General features: G+C 44.1%; 20 protein-coding genes. 4 read left to right on the forward strand and 16 right to left on the reverse strand.

What is annotated here, in order from left to right; genetic code table 11:
* Nucleotides 1–56: 56 nt before the first annotated feature.
* The 7 genes from tatA to ACFODW_RS06900 all read right to left on the reverse strand — a co-directional run bounded on the left by tatA (nt 57) and on the right by ACFODW_RS06900 (nt 7754).
* The gene (tatA, locus tag ACFODW_RS06870) at nt 57–302 is read right to left on the reverse strand and encodes a twin-arginine translocase TatA/TatE family subunit (protein ID WP_390304593.1); all 246 of its coding nucleotides are present in this window, start codon (nt 300–302) and stop codon (nt 57–59) included.
* Between the two features lie 59 nt (nt 303–361).
* On the reverse strand, nt 362–2077 hold the full coding sequence (locus tag ACFODW_RS06875; RefSeq protein WP_390304595.1) for a GMC family oxidoreductase: 1716 nt from the start codon (nt 2075–2077) through the stop codon (nt 362–364).
* 23 nt (nt 2078–2100) lie between these two features.
* Nucleotides 2101–2814 (reverse strand): gluconate 2-dehydrogenase subunit 3 family protein, encoded by a 714-nt coding sequence (locus tag ACFODW_RS06880; protein ID WP_390304597.1) that lies wholly within the window; start codon nt 2812–2814, stop codon nt 2101–2103.
* A 575-nt stretch (nt 2815–3389) separates the two neighbouring features.
* Nucleotides 3390–4865 carry an aldehyde dehydrogenase gene (locus ACFODW_RS06885; RefSeq protein WP_390304599.1) on the reverse strand — a complete coding sequence of 492 codons (1476 nt, stop codon included), beginning with the start codon at nt 4863–4865 and terminating at the stop codon, nt 3390–3392.
* Nucleotides 4866–4875: 10 nt separating this feature from the next.
* Nucleotides 4876–5070, reverse strand: a complete 195-nt coding sequence (locus tag ACFODW_RS06890; RefSeq protein ID WP_390304601.1) for a 4-oxalocrotonate tautomerase — start codon at nt 5068–5070, stop codon at nt 4876–4878.
* A gap of 138 nt (nt 5071–5208) precedes the next feature.
* Complete coding sequence (locus ACFODW_RS06895) at nt 5209–6174, reverse strand: catechol 2,3-dioxygenase (protein WP_390304603.1); 966 nt, start codon at nt 6172–6174, stop codon at nt 5209–5211.
* A gap of 65 nt (nt 6175–6239) precedes the next feature.
* Nucleotides 6240–7754, reverse strand: a complete 1515-nt coding sequence (locus ACFODW_RS06900) for a 4-hydroxyphenylacetate 3-hydroxylase family protein (protein ID WP_390304605.1) — start codon at nt 7752–7754, stop codon at nt 6240–6242.
* A gap of 437 nt (nt 7755–8191) precedes the next feature.
* Here ACFODW_RS06900 and ACFODW_RS06905 point away from each other — a divergent pair, with 437 nt between their 5' ends.
* The 3 genes from ACFODW_RS06905 (at nt 8192) to ACFODW_RS06915 (ending at nt 11212) form a co-directional block, all read left to right on the forward strand.
* Nucleotides 8192–9367: an amidohydrolase gene (locus ACFODW_RS06905; RefSeq protein ID WP_390304607.1), complete on the forward strand. Its 1176-nt coding sequence runs from the start codon at nt 8192–8194 to the stop codon at nt 9365–9367.
* Between the two features lie 36 nt (nt 9368–9403).
* Nucleotides 9404–10801, forward strand: a complete 1398-nt coding sequence (locus ACFODW_RS06910) for a YfcC family protein (protein WP_390304609.1) — start codon at nt 9404–9406, stop codon at nt 10799–10801.
* A 66-nt stretch (nt 10802–10867) separates the two neighbouring features.
* Nucleotides 10868–11212, forward strand: a complete 345-nt coding sequence (locus tag ACFODW_RS06915; protein ID WP_390304611.1) for a hypothetical protein — start codon at nt 10868–10870, stop codon at nt 11210–11212.
* 136 nt (nt 11213–11348) lie between these two features.
* Here the strand turns inward: ACFODW_RS06915 and ACFODW_RS06920 are convergent, their stop codons facing one another.
* The 3 genes from ACFODW_RS06920 to mmgD form a co-directional block, all read right to left on the reverse strand.
* Entirely contained in the window at nt 11349–13235 is a 1887-nt protein-coding gene (locus ACFODW_RS06920; RefSeq protein ID WP_390304613.1) for a XylR N-terminal domain-containing protein, read from the reverse strand.
* A gap of 388 nt (nt 13236–13623) precedes the next feature.
* Nucleotides 13624–15063, reverse strand: coding sequence for a bifunctional 2-methylcitrate dehydratase/aconitate hydratase (locus ACFODW_RS06925; protein ID WP_390304615.1), 1440 nt, complete (start codon nt 15061–15063; stop codon nt 13624–13626).
* Between the two features lie 48 nt (nt 15064–15111).
* The gene (gene mmgD / locus ACFODW_RS06930) at nt 15112–16203 is read right to left on the reverse strand and encodes a citrate synthase (protein WP_390304617.1); all 1092 of its coding nucleotides are present in this window, start codon (nt 16201–16203) and stop codon (nt 15112–15114) included.
* Between the two features lie 125 nt (nt 16204–16328).
* Between mmgD and ACFODW_RS06935 the strand changes: the two genes are divergently transcribed.
* A complete protein-coding gene (locus ACFODW_RS06935) occupies nt 16329–17198 on the forward strand; it encodes a LysR family transcriptional regulator (protein ID WP_390304619.1) in 870 nt (289 codons plus the stop codon).
* Nucleotides 17199–17350: 152 nt separating this feature from the next.
* Here the strand turns inward: ACFODW_RS06935 and ACFODW_RS06940 are convergent, their stop codons facing one another.
* The 6 genes from ACFODW_RS06940 to ACFODW_RS06965 form a co-directional block, all read right to left on the reverse strand.
* On the reverse strand, nt 17351–17689 hold the full coding sequence (locus ACFODW_RS06940) for a plastocyanin/azurin family copper-binding protein (RefSeq protein ID WP_390304621.1): 339 nt from the start codon (nt 17687–17689) through the stop codon (nt 17351–17353).
* A gap of 500 nt (nt 17690–18189) precedes the next feature.
* Nucleotides 18190–19146: a F510_1955 family glycosylhydrolase gene (locus ACFODW_RS06945; protein ID WP_390304623.1), complete on the reverse strand. Its 957-nt coding sequence runs from the start codon at nt 19144–19146 to the stop codon at nt 18190–18192.
* Between the two features lie 85 nt (nt 19147–19231).
* Nucleotides 19232–20245, reverse strand: a complete 1014-nt coding sequence (locus ACFODW_RS06950; RefSeq protein ID WP_390304625.1) for an LLM class flavin-dependent oxidoreductase — start codon at nt 20243–20245, stop codon at nt 19232–19234.
* 332 nt (nt 20246–20577) lie between these two features.
* Nucleotides 20578–21852, reverse strand: coding sequence for a TRAP transporter large permease (locus ACFODW_RS06955; protein WP_390304627.1), 1275 nt, complete (start codon nt 21850–21852; stop codon nt 20578–20580).
* On the reverse strand, nt 21849–22340 hold the full coding sequence (locus tag ACFODW_RS06960) for a TRAP transporter small permease (protein ID WP_390304629.1): 492 nt from the start codon (nt 22338–22340) through the stop codon (nt 21849–21851). Before ACFODW_RS06960 ends, ACFODW_RS06955 begins: the two co-directional genes overlap by 4 nt.
* A 15-nt stretch (nt 22341–22355) precedes the next feature.
* The gene (locus tag ACFODW_RS06965; protein WP_390304631.1) at nt 22356–23144 is read right to left on the reverse strand and encodes an SDR family NAD(P)-dependent oxidoreductase; all 789 of its coding nucleotides are present in this window, start codon (nt 23142–23144) and stop codon (nt 22356–22358) included.
* Between the last annotated feature and the right edge of the window lie 65 nt (nt 23145–23209).

Consider the following 23209-nt stretch of genomic DNA (forward strand, 5'->3'; position numbering starts at 1 on the left):
TGTCCGCCTTCACGTCCTACTCCGCTTTGTTGATACCTCGCCTGGATGAGAACCTATTAAGAATTCTTTTTGGTAATATTGCCTTCTTCTTTTGCTGCATCGACTTTAACTGCATCTGAGGCAATGTCATTTACCTTATCGATTGGTTCTTTCACATCATCCAAGATGTCGTTTGTTGATCTTTTAAATTCAGATAAAGTTTGCCCAACCGCTTTTCCTAATTGCGGAAGTTTAGATGGCCCAAAGATAATTAAGGCAATAAGTAAAATTAAAATAAGCCCTGGAATACCAATATTCATCATAAACCTGTTTCCTCCCTGTTTATATAATAGAGGATTATCAACTCTATATATATTTTTTATTAAACTAATGAACCTGTACCTTCTTTAAGGTATTTAATCATACCTTCTGCTGCACGATAAGTTAAAGCACCAGCGGTTGTTGTTGGGTTAGAAACACCGAAATGAGGGAATGCAGAGGAACCGCAGACAAATAAGTTATGTGCTTCCCACATTTGAAGATAATTATTAACAGCACTGGTCTTAGGGTCATCTCCCATTATAGCTCCGCCTCCATTATGCTGGAAGGTGATGTTGCCATGGAAGTGTTCAGGCATTGGCGTGGTAGTAATATGATCAGCACCTAACTTTTCCATAATTTCCGCACACTTTTTGACCGTGAATTCGTGTATATTGCGTTCATTATCGATATAATCATAAGTCATACGAATTAGCGGATCACCTAAGTCGTCTTTATAATTAGGGTCTAAATCTAAATAGTTATCTTTAGAAGGCATAACAGCTCGCTGACTTGAAATCATTAAATGACGATTATGATAATAAAGAGACTTTTCTTTAAATTCCTTTCCCCAAGTGGGTGTACCAGCTGGTACCATATTTGAATCAATTGGACCGGTAAAAGGTACTCGCATTTCTATTTGGCCACCATGGATAAAGTCTAAATCAGAATGGTCAAATAAATCCCCTGTAAAGTCAGTTATCGTTTCCCCTAAACAACCTGTATTTGCGTAATTATTAAATTTTTTATTATCAAAAAACCCTATTGCAGCGCCAGATGTGTGATGGTCAGTAAAGTTTCTCCCAATAACACCCTCTCCAGTATCTGGGTTATATGGCTTTCCAATTTCAGATAATAATAATAAACGAACATTATTAAATACAAAACTTGTGAGTGCAACGATATCAGCTGGTTGCTCAAATTCTTCACCTGTTCTCGTATCAACATATAGAACACCTGTCGCTTTGCTTCCATCGTATAACACTCGAACAACACGTGCATTGTTGCGAAGCTCAAAATTACCTGTATTTTGAGCAGTTGGGATCACTGTTACAATAGGATCTGCTTTTGCTCCATATTCACACACATTGTAAACACAAAAACCACAATATTGACATGCGTTAATGGTTTCGCCATCAGGGTTTGTATATGATTCAGAAAGTGTACCAGAAGGAGTAACAAAGGGCTTGTACCCAAGATCTGCTGTTACCTTGTGGAACATACGCATCGATTCCGTCTTTTTTAAAGGCGGTGTTGGATAAGGATTAGAGCGTTCCGGATAATTAGGATCAGGTTCTCCTGAAACACCTAAAGTTTTTTCAAATTTATCGAAATATGGTTCTAGTTCATTGTAAGTAATGCCCCAATCTTGAATCGTCATATTGTCAGGGATCTTGTTCTCTCCATATCTTTCAATGGTTTTTGACTTAATCTCAAAATCATACGGATAATAACGATGTGTTTGTGCTCCCCAATGGGAACCACCGCCTCCTGTACCTTCTCCATTACGAATCATGGATTTATTTCGCAAAGGAGAAGCTTCTTCTTCGGAATGATGGCGGAGTGTATATGTCTCATCATTTAGTTTCTTTTCGATTTCACCTCTTTTTTGGTATCGAAGTTCATCGTGTGACATTAAATAATCTTCTCTTGTTTTGGAAGGTCCTTTTTCAAGGCCAACCACACTATAACCAGCTTTGGTAAGCTCCGCTGCGACAATGCCCCCCATCCATCCTACACCAACTGTTACAACATCTACTTTAGGTAACTTTTTAGCCATAATTTGCCTCCCATAATAATCATTTAATGCATGTCACTTAAACTCATTTGTCTTTTTTTAACAAACTCACTGGACTCCACAACATCTATATGGGACATGTGAACACCTGGGTACTCTTTCATCTTCCAGCCTTCCATGTTTTTGTTCCCGCCGTATAAAGGGTCAGAATAACACCCTTCTATCGTTAAATTCCTTAGCAAAGTAAAGAAAACAACTGGTGAAACTAATGCCAATTTAATGTTACCGCTTTCAAATCCTTGTAAAATAGCAATTTGCTCTTCTTCTTTTAAAGAACCGAAAACTTCCTTGTGTTTTTCACGACTTACTTCATTTAATTTTCGAACACCTTCTAGCATAATATCACCGCGAGTTAATGGTGTATCACCTTCTTGGAAAGGTTTAACCATGTAATCTTCTGAGTTTTTGCCCCATGGGCCGGCTAATTGCTTGTCAATATAGTATGGAACACCAAGTCCAATCGCACCAGGCCCATTTTCATCTTCCGGGTAAATTATCTCAGTTGCAGCTGTTAATACTTCAAAGTCCTCTTTTCTAGTAAAAAATTGCAATGCTTCTGTATAATTCGGTACCTTTCTTTCAACTTCTTTCACTACTTCTTTCTCCTTTACTCCACCAATAAACGCACCGCCAAATAAGCTGCCAACAGCAAGCCCCCCAACAGTTAGACCTGTACTCTTTAAAAATTTACGCCTAGAAACTTCTTTTTCTTCAGACATACTATTATCCCCCTTGCCCTCAAAAAGTTGGATTCCTGATAAGTCTATTTACCTAAATATATATTTGCGATTTGTAAAAATAATACAACCATTTAAAATTTCGTTCATCAAAATTTGTAACCATCTTGTTTGATGGTTGATCAAATCTCTATATTATTAAGAGATAAAAATCCATCCAATTATTATAGAGCGTCCAATCCTAATACTTTAAAAGCTGAGTAAACAAAAAAAGAAGAAGTTCACTTTATTCATGAACTTCTTTCTATTTTAATAATCGTTTGGGCATTTCTATATCTATTGGCCAGTTGTTGTAACTTCTTAACACAGTTTTATAGTTTTCGCTTGATAGAATTGAACACTTTTCTATCACTGAATCCCTCCATCCATTTATAATTAATAGTCTGGTAACGACTGGTATGGAGAGATAAGGAGCAGGTAAAGAAGTTGGGGAATACCTTGTGTTAGTATGTAAAGGAGTTGCAGTTACAAAGCCTATTAAAATGTTAAAAGCGCTGTATCATATTTTCTGATACAGCGCTTTTGTATGAAAGCTAAAGAATTGGTTTTACGTTTCCCTATTCCAACGCAATACAGATATTCTTTGCTTCGGTGAAGAATTCCATGCTGTGGTGTCCGCCTTCACGTCCTACTCCGCTCTGGTTGAACCCGCCGAATGGAGCGCGCAGGTCGCGGACGAACCAGCAGTTCACCCAGATCGTGCCGGCACGCACATGATGGGATACCCGGTGTGCCCGCTGCAAATTGTCGGTCCAGACGACACCATTCAGCCCGTAATCCGTATCATTGGCGATTTCCAATGCCTCTTCTTCGGTCTCGAAAGGAATTAGCGTGACAACCGGCCCGAAAATTTCTTCCTGGCTGATTCGCGCTTTTGGATCCTCTTGGATATAGATGGTCGGCTCGAGGTAATACCCGTTCTTTAGGTGCTCGGGAAGTTCCGGCCGCTTGCCGCCATGGACAAGGGTGGCTCCTTCCTCCTCGGCAACCTTCAGGTAGCTGGTGACTTTTTCGTAATGCTCTTTACTGACAAGCGGCCCCATGTTCGTCCCGCTATCCTGCGGGTCCCCGACTTTGAAAGAGGCAGCCGCTTCCCTGAACCGTTCGACAAACTCATCGAATATCGACCGCTGTACGAGAATCCTCGACCCGGCCAGGCATACTTGGCCGGAGTTCATGAAGGCCGCCTGGAGGGAGGTCGGAATGGCTTTATCAAGATTCGCGTCCTCGAAAATGATATTGGCTGCCTTCCCTCCCAATTCAAAGGACACTTTTTTCAGGGAGTCGGCACCGCTTTTCATGATCGATTTTCCAGTAGCAGTTTCTCCCGTAAAGGAAATCAGGTCCACATCGGGGTGGGTGGTCATGTATTCACCTGCAGAACCTGGCCCAAAGCCATGAACCACATTCACCACTCCGTCAGGGATGCCTGCCTCCTTGGCAATCTCCCCGAGAAGCGAGACCGTCAGCGGCGTCACCTCAGCCGGTTTGATGACTGCCGTGTTTCCTGCAGCAAGGCATGGCCCCAGTTTCCAGGTAGTTAGCATAAACGGCAGATTCCATGGGGTGATCAAGGATGCCACCCCCACCGGCTCATACCGTGTGTAATTCAAGTAGTCTTCATCCATCGGGTAGACTTCCGCCCCTTGCTTCTCCATAAAATCCGCAAAGAATTTCAAGTTGTTCGCCGCCCGTGGTATTTCCTTTTCCAGTGCTACCGGATATGGCTTGCCGACATCCATCGCTTCCAGCCGGGCCAATTCTTCTTTTCTCTCCAGAATGATCTCGGCCATTCGGCGCAGCTTTTGACAACGCTCCGATAAAGGCATGGTCCTCCATGGCCCTTCCTCGAATGCTTTCCTTGCTGCCCGGCAGGCACGATCCACTTCTTCCTCTTTCGCCTCCTGGACATGGGCGATGATTTCCTGGGTGGCAGGGTTGTAGACGTCGAATTTTGCATCTGTGGAAGATTCCAAGTATTCGCCGTCCACGAAGGATTTCACTTCTTTGACGCGTGTCTGGACTTGTTCCATAATCATCCTCCTATAGATTTTTCCGCTTTTTGACCGATTCTCCGGCTATTCCCCAATGTTCCGGCGCCATTTCGTTAATTTGTACACGTACATTTTCCTTCGGTGCATCCAATACATCGGAAACGACCCCCGTCACCTCATGGATGAGCCGTTCTTTCTTTTCCGCTTCCCGGCCTTCCAATATGTTTATCTGAATAAACGGCATGCTGACATTCCCTCCATTTTTCTATGCTATTTGAACGTATGGCTTCCTTTGGACCGATACGGGCCGAACACCATTAATCCATAGATATCAGGCTGCACAGCACGAATCAGCATTCATGACATGCAGCCTATATGCATTCTACTTGCTCGGAACTTTGCTTGGAATATCCGGGGTGCCGTACAGGAAGTACTCATTCGGGAGCGGAGATCCATACCAGATAATTCCTTGTTCCAATTCGTCTTCTGTCCAGGTAACCGGTTTCCAGTCGGGATCCAAAATCAGGTAACCGGAATCCCCGAACAGTTCCACACGGTTTCCGCCTGGCTCAAATACATACATGAAGTATGCCTGGCTGACCCCATGCTTGCCTGGTCCAGCTTCAATCTTTATGCCGCTTTCCACAAGCAGATCGGCAATGTCCATTAAATGCTGGGGATATCCATACCAGAAGGCCACATGGTGGAAACGACCTTTCCCTCCCCGTTGATCATTCATCAGGGCAATTTCATGGACAAGCGGGCTCACACTCATCCAGGCACCCATTTCCAGGCCGTCATTCATCACGATATTTTCGCGTAATTTGAATCCTAGTTCATCGGCCATGAAATTCTTGTTGGCTGTCACGTCACTGCACATCAAGTTCACATGGTCCAGCCTTCTCGCAGGCACTCCGACATTCGGCCGTCTTTGCGGGCGGCTTTTCAGTGCGGTCTTCTGGTCCTCTGCAGCCTGGTAATATTCCACATCCCAGAGCAATTCCATTTGATGGCCGTCAGGTGTCCGGAATTGATAGGCCTGTCCATGGCCAAGATCGCCTTCGATCCACCCTTGTCCATAACCGCTTTTCTCCAGGGACTGGACCTTGCGGTAGAGAGCTTCCTCCGACCCGGAACGCCATGCGGTATGGGCCATGCCAGGCTCTTTGGCCTCCGTGATTTTCAGGGTATGATGGTAGAAATCCTCATAGGCCCTCAGGTAGACCGACTGTCCAGCCCTTTCCGTTTCTTGAAGCCCGAGAATCTGTGTGAAAAACTTCAATGTTTCCTCCGGTTTCGGTGAATACAACTCCACATGTGCCAACTGTGCTACATCAAAATTTGACATTTTTACTCCCCCTTATAATGAATGAATGTGTATAAAAATCAGCTGAAAAAGTACAAACAGACGGTTTACTTGACCCCGCTCATCTCGCTTTTACCAGCATTGATCCATGTATCATTGGTCCAGCCTTTCAAGTCATAATCACTCATGGCGGATTCTACAAAAGAACGGTAATTGTCCGCCGCACCCACTCCTTCTGCATGCTTCAATGCTTCCAGACGGATGTTGTCGGTATTTCCTCCATAGTTGATTTCATAAAGTTCATGCCGGCCGCCAAACTCGGAACCGATGGAATCCCAAATCATCTTCATCAATTTCACCCGGTCTTCTGCATTGATGCCGGTGCCCCGGTAATATTGATCCAGATATGGACGCAATTCCGGATTCAGGAAATCCTTGGCACTGGACGGCAGCTGGATCAACCCGCCAGCGACCACCTGTTCAAAGATGTTTTTGACTCGCGGCCAGGTCATCGGTGCCAGTACACGATAGGCATTGCAATATTCCCCGTTCGGTACGGCGACCCCGTTTCTTCCCATTTCCGGTTCTGCCGCCATCGATGTAGATAGTCCCCAGAACATATTGCGAAGGGCAATAACCTCCCCTAGGTTAGCTTGGACCCCTCTGAATTGGTTGGTGCCGGATGCTTCTGTGGCCTTGAGCAGGAGGCCGGCCATGAAGTCAAGCTTCACCGCGAACCGGGTGCAACCATGGAATGTGAAGCGGTTGAAGAATCCGGTTTCCGTGAAAAAGTTGTTGGTGATTTCCACATTTTTATAGGCCAATACGTCTTCCCATGGGATGAACACATTATCCAGGACAATCACCGCATCATTTTCATCAAACCGGCTGGACAGCGGATAATCGAAAGGCGTTCCAGTTGTCGCTGCCTGCTGTTCATAGGACTGGCGGCTGATCATCTTCACTCCCGGCGCATTCATCGCAACGAAGAAGATGAGTGCATGGCTGACATCTCCCTCTCCCAAGTCTTTCGGCCCGTAATTGGAAACGAAGTTATAATGGGTCATGGCAGCAGCCGTTCCAACCATTTTGGCTCCACTGACAATGATTCCGTCATCCTTTTCAGCTACCGCCCGCACGAAGACATCCTTGTTCTCATGAAGCGGCTTGGACCGGTCGACCTGCGGATTGACGATAGTATGATTGATGAATGGCACATCCTTCGTCGCTTTTCTGTACCACGCCCTTGCATTGTCTTCGAACCCTTTATAGTAGTCTGCATATGCATCCAATTGGGCGGTGAAAGACGCCTTATAGTCCGGAGTGCGCCCCATGAAGCCGAAATTCATCTTGGACCAGGTTGCAATCGCATCCCTTGATTCCAAGAGATCCTGTGCATGTCTGGAAGTTTTGAAGAATTTATGTGTTTTGTCCCCATATTCCGTCGTGGTCACCAACTTGTTCTCCATCTCTGGATCATGCAGGGCATCATACATCCGCGCATAGGATCGGGCGGAATTCCTATAGGCCGGATGTTCTGTGACATCCTCTACCTTTTCCCCATTGACGTATACTTCCCTTCCATCCCTCAAGCTCTCCAAGTACTCTCTGCCGTTCAGCATGGTTTCGCCTCCTGTTTGTTTATTTTCTAAAAACTCCTTATTTTTAGATTATCAATGTAAGCGTTAACAAACAATAACATCAACCGACGGAAAAAGAAGAGAATTTCCGCAGGTATCTGCTTGTTTTCCAATTAATTTCGCAGATGAATGTGTATGGAGTGTGCCAAGTTGGCCATAAAAACCGTCTGATCTGGTGAAATAGGTTTCGATTTTGGAGGAGCAAGTATAAAAATCAACCGTTTTAGTGTTCAATATAAATGGGTCTGCTTGGTTTTGAAATAATTTATTTAGCGTAACTGGGGCAGTTTCGTGCAATAAGAAGGGAAGCCAATTTATACCACCTATTGCATAAATATAAGTTATATTGTATTTTTATTAGGTGGCATTGATATCGAGACAGCGAGGCAAAGGAAATGATTGGAAAAGGAGCCAAGAGAATGAAAGAAATAGAACTTAGTGACCTTGTACAGGAAACTAAAGATGAAGTAGTGGAATGGAGAAGGCATCTGCATAAACATCCAGAATTGTCCTTTCACGAGGTAGAAACTTCCAATTTCATCTATGATAAGCTGAAAACTTTTGGGGATTTAGAACTATCCCGCCCCACAAAAACGAGTGTGATGGCTCGCTTAATTGGATCTAAGCCTGGTAAGGTAGTGGCAATTCGTGCTGACATTGACGCCCTGGCAATCCAGGAGGAAAATTCCCTTTCATACTCCTCTAATAATCCAGGTGTTATGCATGCATGCGGACATGATGGACATACAGCAATCTTATTAGGTGCAGCCAAAATTCTGGCAAATTTACAAGACCAGATAAAGGGGGAAGTCCGCTTTTTATTCCAACACGCGGAAGAGTTGGGGCCAGGTGGTGCGAAAGAAATGGTACATGCTGGGGTAATGGACGGAGTCGACACAATTATAGGGGCACACCTCTGGTCACCGCTTGAAACGGGAAAATTCAGTGTATCCAGTGGCCCGGTTATGGCATCACCAGATACGTTCTCGATAAAGATTACTGGTCGTGGAGGTCATGCTGGTCTCCCTCATCAAGCAGTTGATGCTATTCCTATCGGGGCTCAGGTAGTCACCAATCTCCAGCAAGTTGTTTCTAGAAATATAGATCCATTGGAAAGTGTTGTTCTTTCCATTACGAAAATTATCGGCGGTACAGCCATGAATATTCTTACAGACACCGTAGAAATCGCGGGAACCGTCCGGCTTTTCAATGCTGAACTCCGCCCCGTGATCGCTGAACTAATGGAACAGATCGTTAAGGGAATCACAGAAGCACACGGGGCTGATTATGAGTTTGTATATAACCAAGGTGCAGACCCTGTTATTAATGATGAAAATGTAGCTGCCGTAATTAAGGACAGTGTTTGCGAATTATATGGGGAAAAGTCATTAATTGGTATGCGGCCTAATATGGGTGCAGAAGATTTTTCCGCTTTCTTAGAAGAGACCCCAGGTACCTATTTTTTCATTGGGTCAGGCAATGCGGAGAAGGGAACGGACTATCCTCATCACCACCCTCGGTTCAATATAGATGAAGATGCATTGCTGCACGGAATAAACATGTTTGTTCACTCGACTTTTAAGTTACTAGATTAATAGCCAAAAGGTGGTTAGAAAATGAATAAGAATTCTATGACGAAGAAACAGAAGATCAATAGAAAATGGGAAATGCCTGATACATATGTTATTCTTTTTATCGTTTTATTAATGGCTGTTGCCGCTACATATTTTGTGCCGGCAGGAACCTTCGAGCGCGAAGTTGTGGATGGAGTAGAGAAAGTGATGCCTGACACCTTCAGCTATGTTGATAAAAACCCGGCTGGTTTCATGGATATTTTCCTTGCGCTGCAGTCGGGAATGGTTCAATCCGCCAGTATCATCTTCCTCGTTCTCTTTGCAGGGGGAGCTTTTGAAGTTATTGAACGATCAGGAGCTATTAATGGCGGAATTCTAAGAGCGGTAAACATAACAAAAGGCAAAGAGTTTTGGTTAATCGCAGTGATCAGTACTTTGTTTGCATTAGGAGGAGCCATCGGTGCTATTGCAAACTCAGTCATTCCATTTGTTGCGATTGGCATAATTATTGCTAAAGCCCTTCGGTTAGATGCAATAATTGCTGTTGCCATCACGTTCGGCGCTACATTTGCAGGTTTTAATGCAGCCTTCTTAAACCCTTATACCGTTGGGATTGCCCAATCAATTGCAGGCGTTCCACTCTTTTCAGGGATGGCACTTCGAATCATTACTTTTTCTATCATCGTGCTTGTCACCATCATGTATACATGGAGGTACGCCAAACGGATTATGGAGGATCCGTCTAAAAGTATAGTAGGAATACTCGAGGGCGGTGTTGGCCAAGAGAATCAATTAACAGTTGAATTTACAACCAGGCACAAACTTATCATTGCTTTCACGGGGCTTGCATTAGCATTCTTTATCTTTGCCACCATTCAATATCAATGGACCATTGATCATATGGCCGCGTTTTTCATTGTTATTGGCGTTATTTCAGGAATTATTGCAGGGATGAATTATAATAAAATTGCAGTAACCTTTTTGGAAGGGTGCCAAAAGCTTGTTTACGGCGCTCTCATTATTGGGGTAGCAAGGGGTATACTTGTTATTATGGAAAACGCCCAAATTCTCGATACGGCTGTTCATGCTCTATCTGTTCCTCTGGAAAACTTGTCACCAGTTTTTGTTGCAATTGGTATGTTTATGGTTAATGGAGTTATTAATTTCCTTGTTCCTTCTGGAAGTGGACAGGCCATGATTGTGATGCCGATATTGACACCATTGTCGGATATGACTGGTATTACACGCCAGGTTGCTGTACAAGCATTCCAGTTTGGAGATGGTTTTACAAATAGTATCCTGCCTACTTCAGGACCACTGATGGCCAGTTTAGCTGTGGCTGGGGTCTCTTGGGTTAAATGGGCAAAATGGATGTTACCTCTTTTCTTAATCTGGTGTGTAATTGCTATAATTATCCTTACGATCGCTGTACTTATCGGATGGGGTCCCATTTAAAAGGTCAGGGCAATAATGTCCTACGTATACTACAGTAAATGATATGAGGTTTGGTGGTCAGATTTTATGAAACGATGGTTATTATATAGTTCACTATTTTTCATGCTGTTTGGAGTGATGGGTTGTTCACCCGACCAAGGTACCGATGAAAAATATGAGGTACTCGTTGTACAAGGAGACGAAAATATAAGTGATAAGTTTGGAAAATTCGCTGGCAATGGCTATCCAGTTTTAGAAGTGGAATATTTCACAAGTTTGGAAGCTGTCAATGAAAGGTATCCTGAAAATGACATCGAAAAAGCACCAGCAGTATTCATTTTTGAATCTGGCGGCGGGGAAATGAAAAAATTGGAATTCAAAACGTACGATGTGGACGAAGCGATTGAATTTCTAAAAGAAACAAAAGAGTAAGCTTTTTTATTAAATCAAATGGATGTCTTAATTGAATCAGATAATGGAAAAACGCTCAGGGGGTTAAATTCTGAGCGTTTTTGCCTATGCTGATGATATTTTGACCCGCCGTAAAGGCGGCCATGTTATTGCAAGGCTAATCCAGCTCTATTTCTCCGATCAGAATCAATGCCTGCAAGGACAGCAGCAGCTGATGATTGGTGGTCGGGTTCCGAAGGTCCATCTGCAACAGCTCTTCTATTTTTCCAAGACGGTACCTGAGACCACTGAGTGACAAGGCGATATCGGAAGCCGTTTGTTCCAGATTGCAGCCGTTCGAAAGGAAAATATGCAAGGTTTTCAGGAGTTCCAATTTTTTATGGTTCATGTTTTCGCATAACGGACCAAGGGTATAGGAGGCAATCCGCTTCACTTCCTGTTCATTGTTGGCATTGATCAGCGGTCCGATCAGACCAAGCGTGTCAAAATGGATAATTTTATTCTTCCTGGTGGCCATTCTTAATGCGGTTAGTGCCTCCCGGTAAGAGTCCACCGCCTGTCCGATTTGGTCGGATGGCAGGCTCATCCCTGCTGAAAAAGTTGCTTCCGGGTACTCTTCTGTAAGGAAATGGAAATAATCCGCACACAGGGTGTCGATGTCATCCTCCCCTTCCCCCTGTTCTGGAACCAACAAGGTGATCCGATTGGTGTATTGGCTGACCAGTATCTTCAATTGGTTGCTTTGGAAGTATTGCAGCGTCGTTTCCAGCAGATCTTCATAGAAGAGCAGCTCCTCTTCCAATGGTTCTTTGCTGGTACAACATTTAATTGCCATGATTTTAAAGGGCTGATGGAGATCGACCTGGAAATAGGTGCTGCGCCGCAGAATTTCATTCGGCTGGTATTTCCCGCTTAGAATTTCCTCCAGGAACCGCCCCTTCACCCGTTCTGCTGCTTCTATTTCCGTTTTTTCATTCAACAGATATAGGGAGGAGACAGAAGAAATTTGCTCGATGATCATCCGGTGGGCATTGGAGTCGGAATCAGACACAGCGCCTTCCTCCCCGCAGAAGGAACAATAGCCGATGATGTCATCCTGCAAATAAATCGGTGTGATTAACCGGGTATGGTTGTCCAATTTCAATAGCTTTGTCTGATTGATTGGTTTTTTATTCCTCATCGGGTGTTCCATGTAGCAGCGGAAATCATGACAGGCGACTTCCAATTGATCCTTGGTAAACCCTTGCTGTGCCAACACATTTTTCTTTGTATCCTCGATCAGAATAGGAATATCCATATATTCATTCACTACTTGGACAATCGAATGGAGGTCACGTCTCTTCAACAGTTCATTGGTCAATTTTTTATGGACGGTATAGGTTCTCGCGAAATTATTCCGTTCTTCCAACAGTTTCTCATATGTCACTTCCAGTTCTTTGACAATAGGCGATTCCTGGTAAAAAGGCAGCTCGTCATCCGCTTCCCCATCCCACAGGTCCAGTGATTTGCCGACATATCTGCAGTGGGAATCCCCTGTCCCCTGACAGGCGACCTCTTTGAAAATGATGGTCCTGTCGAAGATCTCACTGAGATAACCGCTGGCATAGCCTGTCAGTGTATAACATACAGGGGTGGGCGAACAGCCGAATTGCCGGACATGTTCTTCAGCCTCATAAGAATTCTCCCAAATTCCTTCCATATGGACAGAGCCCTTCTCACTGCCATCCGGCTGGGTTACCTCTATTTTCTCGGGCGTGGATTGCACATGTCCTTGCATGGTATGAAGGACAGGACCATATTCCGCCAATTTTTCCAGTGAAACACCTTTCCTTTCCTTGATCTTTCTCGCGTCATGCCTCCCCAATTCTTCTCCATACCGTATTAAGAAACCTTTCACCCGCTTCTGGCCGATATTCTCCAGCAGATCCTTTCTCAATGTACCAAACGCAGAGATCGATGTAAGGATGGACCGGTCACGATCGAAATAGATTGTTCCATCTTCCAATATTTGCAGGCCATCACTCAAATTGTGTTCTACTAACATTGAATACCTCCATCATTGAATTCTCTCCTGCCTAACCCTTAAATGAAACTGAATCATTTTTTGTAACCGCATACATTTCTTTGGAGAAAACCATAGATAGATGCGTTGCTGTTAATTATTACTCTCTATTTGAATTCTGAATATTAATAATTAATATTATATAACATTAGCCTTCTAAATAAAAAACAAATAGCTTTAGTTTTACAGAAAAAATCAGCAGGTTCTTGTTGGTCGGGGCAGAAGGAACTGGAAAATGACGGCCGAAATGCCCCAAAAGCTACTGTTCACTGTAACTTTTGGGGCGCAATTCTTCCTCTCTATTTACAGCTTGATACCAGCCACGGCCAACCGCCGGCTCCCCTGTAATACTCCGCCAACTGTAAGCGGATCAAGGATGAGTGAAAAGATCTGTGAATTCATGGACCTTCATGTTCACCAGCTGATTGTAGTCACAGGTTTTTTCCTTGATGGATTGCAGCTGTTTTCCTGGATACTTGGTAGACAGATTCGTTGCGTATTTCTCCAAGATTTTAGGGATTGCTTCATTTCTGCGGAAACGATGGCCCAGCGGATACTCGCAGTCAACCTTTTCCGTCGAGGTGCCATCATTGAAATGGACTTGGACGGCATTGGCAATCGAGCGCTTATCCGGATCCAGATAATCCTCAGTATACTGTTTATCTTCTTCTATGACCATTTTATCCCGGAGTGCATCAATCCTCGGATCCTGTGCCTCTTCATCTTCATAGTCTTCTGCTGTAATATTCCCCTTCAATAATCCAACAGCAGTTATATATTGGAGGCAGTGGTCCCTGTCTGCCGGGTTAGTCAACGGACCTTTTTTATCGATAATCCGGATTGCCGATTCATGGGTGGTGATGGTGATTCGGCTGATATCCTCCCACCGGTTTTTCACCTCAGGGGAAAGTTGTACGGCTGCTTCCGCTGCCGTTTGGGCATGGAATTCAGCTGGATAGGAAACCTTGAACAGCACATTTTCCATGACATAGCTGTCCAATGGTTGGCTGATCGTCAAACGCTGCTTATTGAATAGTACATCCTCAAAGCCCCAGCCCGGTGCACTGAGGGCTGTTGCATATCCCATCTCCCCTTTTACGGCCATCATGGCAAGCCGAACTCCCCTGCTGGTCGCATCACCTGCAGCCCAGGACTTTCTTGATCCGGTATTTGGTGCATGCCTGTACGTGCGGAGACTGGAATTATCAATCCATGCATGGGACAGGGCATTGATGACTTCTTGACGACCGCCGCCCAGCAGTTTCGTAACGACTGCCGTAGTTGCTATTTTGACATAAAGGACATGGTCGAGCCCTACCCTGTTCAAGCTGTTGTCGAGGGCAAGTACGCCTTGGATTTCATGGGCCTTGATCATCATTTCCAGGACTTCCTTCACCGTCACCGGCTCTTCGCCTCTGGCAATCCGCTCCTGGCTCACATAGTCGGCCACTGCCAGGATTCCGCCCAGATTATCGGATGGATGACCCCATTCGGCAGCCAGCCAGGTATCATTATAATCCAGCCAGCGGATCATCGTACCGATATTGAAAGCACCCTGGACCGGGTCAAGCACATGAGGTGTCCCCGGCACCCTTGTTCCATTTGGCACAACTGTTCCCGGAACAACAGGGCCCAGCAATTTGGTGCATTCCGGATAGTTCAGGGCGAGGATTCCGCAGCCAAGTGTATCAATCAGCACATAATGTGCAGTAGAAAAGGCCTCTTCACTGGTGATTTCGTGATCACAGACATAATCTGCAATTTGCTCCAACACTGTATCATTTTTCTTCTCTGTCTCGACTTTCAGCATCGTTATTTCTCCCTTTCCTTTACAAATTGGTTTTCCTTATGTCATATATTATTTTCCTGTGTAATGAACCCTCGGGCGGAACAAACGGTTATTCTCATGCTGCTCGATGACATGTGCGGCGATTCCAGCTGTCCTGGATGTAAAGAAGATTGGCGTATATAATGGGATAGGGATACCAAGCATCCAATAAACCGGTGCAGCATAATAGTCCAAGTTCGGATACAGTCCCTTCTCCTCTTCCATCACCTTTTCACCAGCCTCACACATTTCAAGTAAACGATGATCTCCCTTTTGATCGCAAAGTACCTTGAGCGCTTCTTTCATCACGATGGCTCTTGGGTCCATCCTCTTCATGTAGACACGATGGCCGAATCCCATGATCTTCTCTTTCATGCGGAGTTTACTGTACATCAACTGTTCAAATTCCGATGCAGAATCCGCCTCATTCAGCATATACATCACCGCTTCATTCGCTCCTCCATGGAGACTTCCCTTCAAGGAGGCGACTGCCCCTGTCAAGGCACCGTACATATCAGACTGGGTAGAAGCAATCACCCTTGCAGTGAAAGTGGAATTTGGCAACTCGTGCTCACTGTAGAGCAGCAAAGACCGGTCAAAAATATCCGTCTCGAGTTGGGAAGGCTCCTTCCCTGTGATCATATAAAGGAAATTCGCGCTGTAGGACAGGTTCTTGTTCGGCTTTATGGAACCCTCCCCATTCAACAGCCGATAGCTGTTCACTGTTATGGCAGGAAGTTTGCCCAGAATATCATAGGCCCTTCTTTTGTTTGCCGAAAGTGACCGATTCTCCAGATCGCCATCATATCCTGCAAGAGCGGACAGGCCTGTCCGAAGCCCATCCATCGGGTGGGTAGTTCCTGGCAACGCTTTCAACACTTCCGTAATGCCTGCCGGGGGTTCACTAAGCTTGTTCAGCTTGCCTTCCAACTCTTCTTTTTCCTCAATGGATGGAAGATTTCCCTCCAATAATAAATGGGCAATTTCTGCGTAGCCGACCCTGCCCGATAAATCAATCAGGTCCTCCCCTCGGATGATAATCTTTTCCTGGACCGTATCCAGCAGGGAAATTTCCGTTTCAGCAGCGATGACACCTTCCAGGCCTGCAGTATATGTCTTCATAAACCTCTCCTCCTTTATGTAATTTTTATAATTTTATTATAAGTTTGAATTTGTTATAAAAAAAATATATAATTTCTATGACCAGACATAGAATATTTCTATTTCTCCTGGAGGTGGCAATAGATATGAATTATCACGATTGGGAAATGCTGGACGTCTTAAGATCCACCGAAAACATCACAAAAGCATCGCAGCTTCTGTTCGTCTCTCAGCCCACCGTGACGTCACGGATACAGAAATTGGAAGAGCATTATGGAGTGAAACTTATCCTGAGAAAGCAAAAAGGGATCACCTTCACCCCCGAGGGGGAGCAACTGGCACAGCACGCGACAAAGATGCTCCATGAACAAAGAAAGATAGAAGATAAAATGGACAATATGAAGTCCCAAGTCTCCGGTACACTCCGGGTGGGAGTTTCCAATTTCTTTGCCCTCAACAAGATGCCGAAGCTCCTCCGCCTTTTCAAACAAGAATATCCGAACGTGGAGTTCCAGGTTGTGACAGGCTGGAGCAGTGAGGTCCACCGATTGATTCTCAATCATGATGTACATATCAGTTTCATCAAAGGGGATTACACGTGGAAAGAGAAGAAGGAATTGCTTTATGAAGAGGAGATCTGTGTCGCGGCCCCTTGGGAATTTGAGTGGGAAGACCTGCCGGAAGCTCCTCGAATCGATTACTATACGGATGAAAAAATGAAAGGCATTGTCGACGCCTGGTGGTACAGCAACTACACACAACGCCCCAATATCAATATCGAAGTGAACCAAGTGGAGACATGTAAAGAGATGGTAGTGAACGGTCTAGGCTATGCCATTCTTGCCAACCTCGTGGTACGGAACTATCCGGAGCTTTTCATCAAGCCTTTGCTCGATTCCACAGGCAGGCCGATTACCAGGAAGACATGGATGTATTATCTGGAAGACTCAATGGAGATGAACATCGTCCGGGCTTTCGTCCATTTCATCAGGGGGTTGGATGTGAAGGCATTGTAGCAATCTCACACGGGGACAACTAATGACAGAGAAAAAGCGGAGGTTAAACTGCTCTCAGTCCTCCGCAACAGAAACTTCACCTTCCTCTTGTTTTAAATAATATAAACTGCCTTGATTAATCTATCGCAAATAAACTATTGCTTCTCATTATTTTACAAGGATAAAACCTCAATGACCCCTATCATGCCCGCCTCAGCATGTCCGGGAATTTTGCACACATAACTGTATTTGCCAGGAGTAACCGGAATAAATGAAATTGCCTGTTTATCTCCTGGCATCGTATGAACATGAATATCATTATTACTATTTTGATGGTTATATGAAGTTTCCCGTACCATCATATCTGCTTTCAGTTCTTTGATTTGCAAATCATGTTCCACTTCTCCTATATTCTCTAGAGTTATTGTAACCTCTTCTCCGGCCATTATCGCTGTATGGGTTGGGGAGAAAGAATATTCCTCAGCCTGTACCACCAAATTGTTCGAACTCAAACTCTGATGGCTGTTATCGGTATTTAGTGAAGTGGAAGAACTGGCCCCATCTGATTGTATCCGATAATAAAAAGGACAAATAATAAAGTCATAGGAACCGGCTGACTTAGCAATATGGAGCTTTTGATAAATTCTTGTTGCATTAACTGAAAAAGAATAATAATTGTTCCAACCAATAAGAGGAACATTATTCTTATCAAAGTATCTTGGTGTTCAGGTGCAAAAGTCCGGCTGACCTTCACTAAAATGCAGAAATAAAAGACCGATATCCAATTAAGGAGATTACCCTTTTATATAGCAACTCTTAAAAAACTTTGAAAGCTGGTACTTGCATTACTTTACACTTATTATTTCGGTCTTTTTCTTCCACAATAAAACCAAATTCCTATGCGGTAATGATCTACCCAATCTTCAATGAAAAAAGAGATGTGATTCATGATCACACCTCTGAGTTGTTCCTATAAAAATATTTTTTGTGAAGAATAGACCAAGACCATTCCCTAAGAATTGTTTTGGCTTTCCCCTTCTTTCGCAGTCTGCTCCCATGTTTCTCCACTATCTTCTGTGTAAAAAATATCTTTCTTGAATGTAGTGACCATAAATGTTTCGGCTGATTGAGGATTTTGAGCAATATAACTAATGGCATCCTCTTCTTTTATTTCTGGAGCCTGTATTTGTTGTTTTTCTCCAGATAAATCAATCACTTGTAATGTCGTCTCTTTTCCTATCCCTTTAGCAGCAAGCATCTTACCATCATGCGTAAATGTTAAAGCTGGCGTCGGGCTTCCGTCTAAGACTTGTTCAAATGTGTCACCTGCATTCTGTGATAGGTAAACCCCTTTTTCGGTACTTACGGCCACCGTAGATTGCTCTTCCGGATGAGCGGCCATTGCAATGATTTCCCCAGATACTCCGTTCATGGAACCTTTTTCCCAATCTCCTGCTTCGTTGGTGGTCATATACAAACCTGTATCATCCATACTGGAATTAGGCGCCGGGTTCATCACATAGATGGCTCCGGAGTTATATCCCGCGGCCATAAGATGAAAATCCACTTCCCCTTCTAACCCCAAAACTTCAATCGTTTTCCCTTCATCCGTACTTTTGATAATACCAAGCGGGTTTTCATAGTCCGTCTGCATGGAAGGGTGTCCGCTGCTATAGAAGCCCTCAGCCGTCATCGTGAATCCCATGTAATCATGTCTCGGTCCTTCTACTTTCTTCCAAACTCCGTCTTCATAAACTCTGAGTCCGCTGTGGGCGGGAATGAATGCTTTCTCACCATCCTCCGTAAAAGCAAGGCCGTGGATGTGAGGAAACTCGACTTCTTCAACACTTCCCTTATTCTCTACCTCAGGTGCAGCTTGTTGTAATTCTTCTTCGGCTGGGTCGGTTCCACATCCCGTAATGATCATTGCAGTTAATACAGTTAAAATAAATGTACTTAAAGGTTTCATGGTACTTTTCCTCTCTTTTCTATTTTTAAAATAATCAAGTAAACAATAAAAGCTGCCAGGATTTGGGTTCCCTTAATATACATCCTCATCCGCCGGCATTCAACCCAAATGCTTCCGCCAATAATTCAATCCCTTTTCTTCGATTCCTGGCATCGTAAAATTGAGGGATGATTGTTACTTCGTCAGCTAGATACAACTCAGCCACTTCCTCTATGCCTGCCTTCACCTGTTCCGGGTCACCGATAATCACACGTGTCCGGTTGCTCGCGGCCTTTTCCTCCTCGATCCTGCTCCGTCCACGCTCCTTCGCTGTTTGGATGGATGGGTAGTATGGAGGCTGGTGGCTCGATTCAACAGAAAGCAGCCATAAATCGAATGCCTGGGCGATATCTTCAGCTTCCTCCGCTGTTTCAGCGATAATCACGAAAACCGCAATCATGACTTTCGGCTTTTCTAGTAAGGACGTCGATTTAAAATTATTCCGGTATTCTTTGACTATCTCCTGGCCGTTCGACCTGGAGGAAGGGGCAAAATGAGCGTATGCATACGCAGAACCCCATGCCCCGGCCAGCCTGGCACTCCCTGACCCGCTTCCCAATATCCATATTTGCGGGATGGTGTCGATTGCCGGCATTGCAATCAGCTTTTTAAAACGATGCTCTTCTTCCGTGTCGTCTGTTAGGTATTTATATATATCTTCCACCTGCTGCTCATAGGAAATCCGCTTATCTCTCGCCTCATTCAAAGCCCGATTGACAATTTGGAAGCTCGGCGACCTGCCTATCCCTAAATCAATCCGATTGGGATGGAAGGCCTCGAGCATGCGGAAATTTTCGGCTACCTTATACGGACTGTAATGCGGCAGCATAACCCCGCCTGAACCGATTCGTATCCGACTAGTCGACACAGCCAGTTGCATCATCAGCATCTCCGGCGTGCTTCCTGCAACAGAGGACACGTAATGGTGCTCCGCCACCCAGTACCGGTGATAGCCGAGCTCATCTGCAAGCTCGGCTAAATCCCTTGTATGCAGCAACGCTTCACGGGCATCCGAGCCTTCGAATATCGGCGAATAATCCAGTATATTTAACAGGACCAAATCTCAGCCCTCCTTTTTCAAAATGATGGCCTATACGCGTAGGACTGTGTCTTCATTATAGGAAAAAGGTGAACAGATGGATACCGATTCGTTTGGTTTTAGGGAGAGGGGGGGTTCAGGAGATCGAAGTGAGATTATAGAAGGTCTATCCAAATCGTTAACAAATACAGCATGGGAAGCAGGCTGAGGGCTTTATCCGTTCAGAAATGAATCGGGGTTCTGACCATCCAAGTTTAAATGAATGATCAGAACCCCGACTAACCCGGTCTTGGGATATGGAATCCTAAATAATATCATATGACTGCGGTTTTCCCTCCTCTTCTTCCGGAAAATCACTCGGCAAACAATGGAATCCATAATGTGAGTTGTGGAATAAAGGTGACCAGCAGCAGGACAAATATAGCAACCAGGACAAATGGCCATATCAATTTGACAAAAGATTCTAGTGGGACTTTTCCTAACGATGTCGCTAAAAACAGCCCTGATCCGACTGGCGGAGTCAAGATTCCTATCGTCACGTTCAGGCAAATCAGCACTCCGAAATGAATAGGGTCAATGCCAAATGTCGGCAAAATCGGCACAAAAATTGGTGTCAGAATGATAATGAGGGCGATACCCTCAATCACCATACCCAGCAACAGGAACAAAATGTTTACCAACAGCAAGAAAATTATCGGACTGCTCGATACGGTTGTCATCAACTCTGCAATTGTTTGTGGAATACGTTCAAATGTCATAGCCCAGCCGAAAATGCTTGCCATCGCAATAAGCAAAGTCACTATGGCAGTTGAAATTGCTGTGTTTACCATAATGTTTGGCAGATCCTTTAAATTGATATCCTTGTAAAAGAAAAAACTTACCACCAATGCGATGACACAGGCTATACCCGCTGATTCCGTCGGAGTGAACACACCTGTAACAATACCCCAAATCAATATGCCTGGAACCAACAATGCAGGGATAACGGTCAGCAACGACTTTCCTCTTTCTCCCCAGGAAGCTTTAGGTTTTGAAGGAAAGGACTCTTTATATCCGATATAGGCAATTAAAAGGGTAAAAGCGAGAGAAATCAGAATCCCAGGAATGATACCCGCAAGGAACATATCTCCGATTGATGTGCCCGAGGTTGCCCCATAGATAATGAAAAGCATACTTGGCGGTATAATCGGGCCAAGCATCCCGGCTGATGCTGTAGTAACCGCACCAAATTCGCGTTTATACCCTTCCTTTTCCATAGCTGGGACCATGATTTTGGTCATCATAGCAATCTGCGCTGCAGCTGATCCAATAATAGAAGCCAGAAAGGTATTTGCCACAACATTCACGTAAGCTAGACCGCCTCGGAAATGGCCAACGAATTTTTGTGCAAAGGTGATAAGACGGGTGGTGATCCCGCCAGTATTCATGATTTCACCGGCCAGCATAAACAATGGAATAGCCAGTAAACCATAGCTTTCCAATGAAGAGAAGACCCGCTGTGGTAAATTAATAAGCATATCACTAGTCCCGCTTGCAAATAACAGAACCACACCAGAAATACCTAAAACAATAGCTATTGGAATTCTTATCAAAAGCAGGATGGCAAATATCAGAACTGTGAGCGTCATTCCATCACCTTCCCTGCTCTGGTAAAGCGCAATGATTCAAGAAACCAATTGATAAAATGAATGGTCATAAAAAATAAACTTACTGGAATGCATAAATACATATAAATCATAGGAGTTTGTGTTGTTACCGATCTTTGCAATAGAATAGTTGGATTTGTTATCCAGCTAATCGATAAATAGAGTATATAAATGGAGAACACAGCACAGATAAGCAAACCTGCAGTGATTAGAACATTTCTTAATCTATCGCTGACTTTATTGACAAAGAGGGTTACTGCTACTGCCTCTCTCGTTTTTATACTCATACTGGCTCCGATGAAACTCGACCAGACAAATGTATAAAGTGCAAGCTCTTGTCCCCAGATCAATGGGGAACTTAGAAAATAACGAAAAAAGATATCAAATACCATCGCCAGCAGCATAACGGGTATTAAAATAATTACTAATGCCTTTTCCAATTTAAAGATGCCGTTGCTTACAGCTCTCATTATCATCCTCCCCCTTTAGTAAATGTTAAATTGATCTGCAATAGTCTTGAATTGTCCTCCGGCGGTCATTCCCCCATCGAGAACGACTTCAGATCCTGACATATAGGAAGAATCATCCGAAGCAAGAAACGTCACTACCTTGGCAATTTCGGTAGCCTCTCCTGCCCTTCCTAAAGGATTCATTCCATTGGTCGCATGGATAAGCTCTTTAATAGATTCATTCAATGGTGTATCAATGTACCCTGGATGGACAGAATTTACCCTGATGCCGTATTTTCCGAATTCCATTGCAGCAGATTTTGTCATTCCTCTGACAGCCCACTTGGAAGCTGTATATGCTACGGCAAAATATCCAGTCAAACCTGTTATGGAGGACATGTTGATAATAGAAGCATTACCGGACCTTTTTAACAAGTCCAAACAGTACTTCATTCCAAGAAACACACCTGTCTGATTGACAGAAATAATATGATTCCAGTCCTCTAGTGTGCAGTCCTCAAATGTATCCCGTTTATTTACTCCAGCGTTATTTACGAGCACATCCATTTTATCTATTCGCTGGTCTAAAAAATCCGTCAATGCCTGCCAACCATTTTCACTTGTTACATCAATACCGTATGGAATAATGATAGAATCTCCATATTCCGCAACCTTTTTTGAGACCTCTTTCAGTCTTGAATGATTTTGGTCTACCATAATGACTGTTTCGGCATCTTCTTTTACAAATTCTATTACATCTGCCAACCCTAGACCGCTGGCGGCTCCGGTTACCAATGCAGTTTTTCCTTTTAATTTTCCTGTCATGACGATGCCCTCCATATGGTATCAAAAGAGATGATTTGCACTAAGAAGCTTTTGTCTGAAAGCAT

Source organism: Virgibacillus sediminis, from assembly GCF_042643265.1.
Taxonomy (GTDB): Bacteria; Bacillota; Bacilli; order Bacillales; family Amphibacillaceae; genus Virgibacillus_O; species Virgibacillus_O sediminis.

Excerpts from the sequence above, each read along its gene's own strand:
- ACFODW_RS06905 (WP_390304607.1), top strand. The coding sequence starts at position 8,192 with ATGAAAGAAATAGAACTTAGTGACCTTGTACAGGAAACTAAAGATGAA.
- ACFODW_RS06910 (WP_390304609.1), top strand. The coding sequence starts at position 9,404 with ATGACGAAGAAACAGAAGATCAATAGAAAATGGGAAATGCCTGATACA.
- ACFODW_RS06920 (WP_390304613.1), bottom strand. The coding sequence starts at position 13,235 with ATGTTAGTAGAACACAATTTGAGTGATGGCCTGCAAATATTGGAAGAT.
- ACFODW_RS06960 (WP_390304629.1), bottom strand. The coding sequence starts at position 22,340 with ATGAGAGCTGTAAGCAACGGCATCTTTAAATTGGAAAAGGCATTAGTA.
- ACFODW_RS06965 (WP_390304631.1), bottom strand. The coding sequence starts at position 23,144 with ATGACAGGAAAATTAAAAGGAAAAACTGCATTGGTAACCGGAGCCGCC.
- ACFODW_RS06880 (WP_390304597.1), bottom strand. The coding sequence starts at position 2,814 with ATGTCTGAAGAAAAAGAAGTTTCTAGGCGTAAATTTTTAAAGAGTACA.
- ACFODW_RS06895 (WP_390304603.1), bottom strand. The coding sequence starts at position 6,174 with ATGTCAAATTTTGATGTAGCACAGTTGGCACATGTGGAGTTGTATTCA.
- ACFODW_RS06900 (WP_390304605.1), bottom strand. The coding sequence starts at position 7,754 with ATGCTGAACGGCAGAGAGTACTTGGAGAGCTTGAGGGATGGAAGGGAA.
- ACFODW_RS06955 (WP_390304627.1), bottom strand. The coding sequence starts at position 21,852 with ATGACGCTCACAGTTCTGATATTTGCCATCCTGCTTTTGATAAGAATT.
- ACFODW_RS06915 (WP_390304611.1), top strand. The coding sequence starts at position 10,868 with ATGAAACGATGGTTATTATATAGTTCACTATTTTTCATGCTGTTTGGA.
- ACFODW_RS06885 (WP_390304599.1), bottom strand. The coding sequence starts at position 4,865 with ATGGAACAAGTCCAGACACGCGTCAAAGAAGTGAAATCCTTCGTGGAC.
- mmgD (WP_390304617.1), bottom strand. The coding sequence starts at position 16,203 with ATGAAGACATATACTGCAGGCCTGGAAGGTGTCATCGCTGCTGAAACG.
- ACFODW_RS06945 (WP_390304623.1), bottom strand. The coding sequence starts at position 19,146 with ATGAAACCTTTAAGTACATTTATTTTAACTGTATTAACTGCAATGATC.
- ACFODW_RS06925 (WP_390304615.1), bottom strand. The coding sequence starts at position 15,063 with ATGCTGAAAGTCGAGACAGAGAAGAAAAATGATACAGTGTTGGAGCAA.
- ACFODW_RS06890 (WP_390304601.1), bottom strand. The coding sequence starts at position 5,070 with ATGCCGTTTATTCAGATAAACATATTGGAAGGCCGGGAAGCGGAAAAG.
- ACFODW_RS06875 (WP_390304595.1), bottom strand. The coding sequence starts at position 2,077 with ATGGCTAAAAAGTTACCTAAAGTAGATGTTGTAACAGTTGGTGTAGGA.
- ACFODW_RS06935 (WP_390304619.1), top strand. The coding sequence starts at position 16,329 with ATGAATTATCACGATTGGGAAATGCTGGACGTCTTAAGATCCACCGAA.
- tatA (WP_390304593.1), bottom strand. The coding sequence starts at position 302 with ATGATGAATATTGGTATTCCAGGGCTTATTTTAATTTTACTTATTGCC.